The organism is Thalassotalea litorea (assembly GCF_005843925.1).
Taxonomy (GTDB): Bacteria; Pseudomonadota; Gammaproteobacteria; order Enterobacterales; family Alteromonadaceae; genus Thalassotalea_A; species Thalassotalea_A litorea_A.
Genome location: NZ_VCBC01000037.1, coordinates 1 through 1,571, shown reverse-complemented (window position 1 = coordinate 1,571; position 1,571 = coordinate 1). Strand labels below are relative to the sequence as shown.

At 45.1% G+C, this 1,571-nt stretch carries 1 protein-coding gene; it reads right to left on the bottom strand.

All coding sequences use genetic code 11. The features are described 5' to 3' along the window. A partial coding sequence (locus FE810_RS16980; RefSeq protein ID WP_138321859.1) for a S8 family serine peptidase occupies positions 1 to 1,536 on the bottom strand: 1,536 nt, incomplete at its 3' end. Between the last annotated feature and the right edge of the window lie 35 nt (positions 1,537 to 1,571).

Here is a 1,571-nt window from a genome sequence, read left to right as displayed (position 1 = left end):
ATCTGGCGTTACCGGCTCTTCTGCATTGTTAACAACAACATAATGATTCGCGGTTTCGGTTACGTTACCTGCGGTATCTGTTGCAATCGCGGTTAATGTATGTTCACCATCACCTACCGTTGACGAATCAACACTGAATGAATAAGGCGAGCTGAAGTCTGCGCCAATACGTTGGCCATTAAAGTACAACTCAACTTTTTTCACTGCTACATTATCCGTCGCGTTAACGCTTACCGTAAACAGACCTTTAACCTCAGCATCCTGTTTTGGCGACGTAATATTCACTTCTGGTGCCGTCTGATCTAACTCCGGCTCTGGCTCTGGTACATAGACACTGTCACGCAATGCGGCACCAGCATCCACTCGACCATGACCAAACTTATTACTAAAGCTACCTGAGAACATTGAGTTATCGGCATTGTTTTCCAACAAGCTCTCTAGCTCCGCGTTACTCATTTTCGGATTCGCCGCTTTTAGTACCGCTAATACACCAGCCGTTGTCGGGGCAGCAAATGACGTACCACTGGCACTACCATAGCCACCGTTTTTCGTGGTCGTTTGTAAACCCTGACCTGGTGCTGCAACATCGACACACGGGCCATAATTCGAAAAACTTGCCTTACCATCGCTTGAAGTGGTTGCCGAAACTGTAATGATATACTTGTTATCCGTACAGCTCATGCTCTTACCACTGTTACCCGCTGCGGCAACAACCAAACCACCCTTCTCATAGAACGATTTAGCGGCACCGGAAACGGTTGCACTGTCGGTAATTTGATAACTCACATTCGCAATGTCAGCACCATTATCGGCCGCCCAGGTTAACGCTCGAGCAATATCAAATAATGACGCAACACCATCACTACGGTTTGAAATCTTCACCGGCAATACTTTCGCATCCCAGGCAATCGACGCCACACCTTTATTGTTGTTACTTAATGCCGCAACAACACCAGATACTTTAGTACCATGACCGTTTGTGTCCGTCGTGTCTGTATTTTTGCTCACCACGTTATAGCCAGTCAGCAAGTTACCTTTCAAATCTTCGTGAGATTTATTGACACCGGTATCCAGAACCGCAACAACAACGCCAGCGCCTTTTGATTTGGCCCAAGCTTCTGGCATGTTGATTTTATTTAAATGCCAAGATTGTTTCGGGTCATTCGCCGTGATTGATTCTAACTCAACCAAACGGTTAACTTCCGCATATTCAATATGTGGGTTGGCCGCAAGTGCCTTAAGAATTTTGTCTTGTTGACCTTTTGGTACTTTCACTAAGTTGGCGCGAACTTTTTGTTTCAGTTTTTTGGATTGCTTATCCTGTTTATTTTCTAATTTCGCACCGTGTTTTTCGATAATGGCGGCTAACTGCTCTTCAGATAAGCCTGCCTTAGGAGCAATAATCAATTCTCCTTCAGAAGCAACGTTTTGTGGTTGGCCATTTGCTAACGCAGGCGTAGCAATCGCACCCAATAACACTGCACCGGATAATACATTTACGATTTGTTTATTTAGTAGCGTTTTCTCGAACAACATGTTCAGCCCTCCTAAAAGCTTGCAAATCTTGCCAA